Annotated in this window: 4 protein-coding genes and 1 pseudogene; 3 read left to right on the top strand and 2 right to left on the bottom strand. The window is 42.3% G+C overall.

Annotated elements, in window-relative coordinates; genetic code table 11:
- On the top strand, positions 1-188 hold a 188-nt coding region (locus tag V7K42_RS12215; RefSeq protein ID WP_334916471.1), incomplete at its 5' end, for a hypothetical protein.
- A gap of 216 nt (positions 189-404) precedes the next feature.
- On the opposite strand, the pseudogene V7K42_RS12210 reads toward V7K42_RS12215, so the two are convergent.
- Positions 405-794: pseudogene (locus tag V7K42_RS12210) on the bottom strand (transposase); the annotation flags it as partial.
- Positions 795-1,122: 328 nt separating this feature from the next.
- On the opposite strand from V7K42_RS12210, the gene V7K42_RS12205 reads away from it, so the two are divergent.
- Positions 1,123-2,313, top strand: coding sequence for an iron-containing alcohol dehydrogenase family protein (locus tag V7K42_RS12205; protein ID WP_334916469.1), 1,191 nt, complete (start codon positions 1,123-1,125; stop codon positions 2,311-2,313).
- Positions 2,310-3,542: an aspartate aminotransferase gene (locus V7K42_RS12200; protein ID WP_334916467.1), complete on the top strand. Its 1,233-nt coding sequence runs from the start codon at positions 2,310-2,312 to the stop codon at positions 3,540-3,542. Before V7K42_RS12205 ends, V7K42_RS12200 begins: the two co-directional genes overlap by 4 nt.
- Before the next feature lie 226 nt (positions 3,543-3,768).
- On the opposite strand, the gene V7K42_RS12195 is transcribed toward V7K42_RS12200, so the two are convergent.
- Positions 3,769-4,540 (bottom strand): metallophosphoesterase family protein (locus V7K42_RS12195; RefSeq protein WP_334916465.1); only part of this gene is annotated, 772 nt, incomplete at its 5' end.

The following is a 4,540-nucleotide window of genomic DNA, read 5'->3' as shown; positions in this document are numbered from 1 at the left end:
CTACCCTCAACACTTTAACTACAATTTTTGGCTTGATTGCTGGTGGCTCCTCTGTCCTTGGTAGTGCTGGCATGATTAATCACAATTTAGCTGGCACTATCGGCGGAATTGCTACCGCACTTTTGGGCTATCTCGTGCAGCAGCCCGCCTCTGGTGAACAGCCGCAAGCCCCCGTAACTCAGAAGTAAGTCACTGGGGATTCTGAGTAAATTAACTTCCTATTAAGGGGGCTGCAAGTAAATTCTAAATATTAGGGAAATCTAGGGGTGGTTTCGTAACCACCCCTAGATTTTTTGTATTATTAAAAAATTGAAGGAAATTTTTAGGTAGGGGCAATTCATGAAGATCCTGTTGGCAAATTGATGAGGGGTAAAACTCATATAGGCAGAGTAGGCGATCGTAAATTAGGATAAATTAGTGAGAGCAAAAGCAGGAAAGCGAGATAAGCGAGTATAAGCCAAAGGGATACGCTGCCACCAAGCCCACATTCGTGCGAGATTAATTGCTGCGGCCGTTGCCAGATGTTGGAGACGCGTTTTTGCTAGACCAACATAACGAGAACGTCGTAGTTGGTTAGCACGAATGGCTTGAGATAAATTGCCTTCAACCTCTGCTCGTTGAGCATAGCGTTGTTTAAAAGACTCAGTGTTAAATCTAGCCCTAGCTTTAGTTAGAGCTAGATAAAGTTCTTGCGGTTTGAGAGTCAAAACACGAGGCAATTTGGGCGAGTGGGTACATTGATAACGACTTGGACAAGCCCGACAGTCAGCAGGATGAAACCGTACCTTGATAAGTGGATTGTCATAATTATCTGAGCGTAAGTGTCAAGACTGACTAATGCAGCCCATTGGACAGGTAACATAAGGAAGGATGTCCAGAGTTGATGTAGCAATGGTAATGTTAATTAATCATACGGTTATTCAAAACTTTGATAGTTCGGAATTTGAGGCTAATGGACATCACAAATTCAAGCAACGTCGTTAAATTACTTAAGCAGTTGGCGATTAGATCGGTTAAAACCTAGTTTAGCCAGATGCAAGTTTGTAGCCATAAGGCAACAACTATAACTCGTTGCAAGTCTATTAGATTAAGAAATATCAGGGTTTTGGCAAACTAGATTATATGTCCGATCAACTTTCTACTCAAACTTCTTTGTCTACTCAAACCTCTAGTGCGTTATTTACGCTCATAGTTGCCCCAGCAAAAGTAATCCGTGGTTCTGGGGTGTTAGCAGCCGCCGCAGTCGAGATCGCCTGTTTGGGAAGTCGTCCCTTAATTGTGGGGGGTGAGTCTACTCTCGCCATCAGCCGAAAGAATTTGCAATCAATTTTAGAAACGCAACAGTTACATTCTGCCCTAGCTTCTTATGGTGCAGATTGCTGCGAAGCTAGCCTAAAATCTTTACAGAAGAAGGCAAAAGAACATAAAGCTGATGTCATTGTCGGTGTTGGTGGCGGAAAAACCTTAGATACAGCGAAATTACTCGCACAGCAGTTGCAATTATCAGTGGTGACAATTCCGACATCAGGGGCTACCTGTGCAGCTTGGAGTGCTTTATCGAATGTATATTCGGAAGATGGAGCATTTCTCTACGATGTGGGACTATCTCGTTGTCCCGATTTACTAATACTCGATTACGACTTGATTAAAACTGCACCACAACGGACTTTAGTAGCTGGAATTGGTGATGCGATCGCTAAATGGTACGAAGCCTCAGTTAGTAGTGGGCATTTGCAAGACACTTTAATTATTGCTGCGGTGCAACAAGCGCGAGTTTTGCGAGACATCCTTTTGCAAAAGTCGGCCCCTGCCTTGAAAGAACCAGGTAGTAAAGTTTGGCAAGAAGTTGTAGACGCAACTGTTTTGTTAGCTGGGGTAGTTGGGGGACTTGGAGGGGCGCAATGTCGCACAGTTGCAGCCCATGCCGTGCATAATGGTTTAACTCATATTTCAGGACATGGCAGTATTCATGGCGAAAAAGTTGCTTTTGGGATTTTGGTGCAACTGCGTTTAGAAGAAATGCTACAAGGCAATCAACTAGCAGCATCAGCACGGCAACAGTTGTTAAAGTTCTACACAGAAATTGGACTACCCCAAAAATTAAATGATTTGGGATTGGGCAATATTACATTAGGCGAGTTGCAAACAGCTGCCGATATTGCTTTAGTTCCTAATTCTGATATCCATCGACTACCCTTTAAAGTCGCGCCAGAACAGTTGATGGCAGCAATGGTTTCCACCACTGCACCTATAGATAGTAGAGACACTACAAATCGAGTTTCGCCCAAGGGAATCAGTGACGAGGTTTTATGAGTTTAAATTGGATTGTCCCAGCAGAACGCATACAAAAACTACCACCTTATGTATTTGCCCGTTTAGATGAACTAAAAGCTAAAGCACGGGAACAAGGTTTAGATTTAATTGATTTGGGTATGGGAAACCCCGATGGTGCAACACCAGCGCCAGTTGTAGAAGCTGCGATCGCCGCTTTAAAAGATCCCGCCAATCACGGTTATCCGCCCTTTGAAGGGACTGCTAGTTTCCGCCGCGCCATCACCAACTGGTATCGTCGTCGTTATGATGTGATTCTCGATCCTGATAGCGAAGCTTTGCCGCTACTGGGTTCAAAAGAAGGATTAACCCATTTAGCACTTGCCTACGTTAACCCTGGCGATTTAGTTTTGGTTCCTTCTCCCGCTTATCCCGCCCATTTTCGGGGCCCAGCGATCGCAGGCGGCAAAATCCATAGCTTGATCCTCAAACCAGAGAATAACTGGTTAATTGATTTAGCTGCCATTCCTGATGAAGTTGCAAGACTTGCTAAAATTCTCTATTTCAACTATCCCAGCAATCCAACTGCTGCCACAGCCCCTCGCGAATTCTTTGAAGAAATCGTCGCCTTCGCCCGTAAATATGAAATTTTGCTGGTGCATGATTTATGTTATGCCGAGTTAGCTTTTGATGGTTATCAACCCACTAGCTTGCTAGAAATTCCCGGCGCAAAAGATATTGGTGTAGAATTCCACACCTTATCAAAAACCTACAATATGGCTGGTTGGCGCGTTGGGTTTGTCGTGGGGAATCGTCATGTAATTCAAGGTTTGCGGACGCTGAAAACTAATTTGGATTACGGCATTTTTGCTGCTTTGCAAACAGCAGCCGAAACCGCTTTACAGTTGCCAGATGTGTATTTGCACGAGGTACAACAACGTTATCGTACCCGCCGCGATTTCCTCATTGGTGGGTTAGGAGAGTTGGGTTGGGATATCCCCAAAACCAAGGCGACAATGTATCTTTGGGTAAAGTGTCCTGTGGGCATGGGTTCCACTGATTTTGCCTTAAACGTGTTGCAGCAAACGGGTGTTGTTCTAACCCCAGGTAACGCTTTTGGGGTTGCAGGTGAGGGTTATGTCAGAATCAGTTTAATTGCAGATTGCGATCGCTTGGGTGAAGCCTTACACCGCTTCAAGCAAGCTGGTATCCGCTATCAACCTGAAAGCGTAGTTTCTCCTTCAGGAGCGATCGCCGATCTCGTTAATTGAATAGAATAAGGAAACCCAACACTACATGACTAAAATTTTGGCTGATGATGTTTGAAATCATGTAAGAAAGTAGAGATAGTTAAAAACAGAATTTTCCTTTCTTCCTATAGGACTCATATTTGATTTTTGAAAAGAGATGTAGGATGTGTTACAGAAGCCGTAACACATCCTACATCTACTTAAATTTTTGAAAAAATCAAATCGGATCGCTATATATAAGTTGATATTATTTCTTCGCCTGAAGTACGATAACCCGACTATCTGCTTTAATAACTTGTATCCCATTTTCTAAAGCGATTGTCGGAATTTTCCAATAAGAATGACCACAGATAACTAGCAAATTATTAGTTATATTGATTTTTTCTAACTCCTTGCGGATACATTCTTGACCAACCAAATTACCTTGTGGGTAATCCGGGCCTTCATGTAGAATTAAAATATCTGGTGACTGCTTTATCAGTTCCCGAATTGCTTTAATAAATTCTTTCTCAGAACGTCTGAAAGGTTTGTTTTTTTTACCAATAATACCAGAGATTCCGGCAAGATTAAGCTCACCATTTCTGATGATTTCACCATCAAGATAGTAAATACTCCGATTTTGTTTAAAAACCTGAATTTCTTCTTGTGTATTTCCTAAACTATCGTGATTTCCAGCAACACCAGCCACCCAACAAAATTGTTGACTAAAAGCGTGCCAAACGTCTCGAATGTCGCCCACTACTCCACTACGCCTATTGATCTCTGCATAGAAATCACCTGCTAATATCATGCCTGTATTTTTTAGCGAAGGTATTTTTCCGATATCTGCCAATTTTTCTAATTCTTCTATGACAAGATAACCGAGAAGTTGTTGATTTTTCGGGTCAATTCCTTGTAAATCGCTTGTAATCGTAATTGCCTCTAAATTATTAGACATCTCCAAAATAGTAATATTCTGTGGTAAAAGAAGATTGCGATAAATTTTTGACACAAAAATATGAGTGACATACTGAAGCACA

The sequence above is a fragment of the Nostoc sp. genome, from assembly GCF_036917455.1.
GTDB lineage: Bacteria > Cyanobacteriota > Cyanobacteriia > Cyanobacteriales > Nostocaceae > Nostoc.
This window is presented reverse-complemented; position numbering and strand designations above follow the sequence as displayed.

Bases quoted from the DNA above. Each gene is read 5' to 3' on its own strand.
- V7K42_RS12200 (WP_334916467.1), top strand. From the start codon at position 2,310: ATGAGTTTAAATTGGATTGTCCCAGCAGAACGCATACAAAAACTACCA.
- V7K42_RS12205 (WP_334916469.1), top strand. From the start codon at position 1,123: ATGTCCGATCAACTTTCTACTCAAACTTCTTTGTCTACTCAAACCTCT.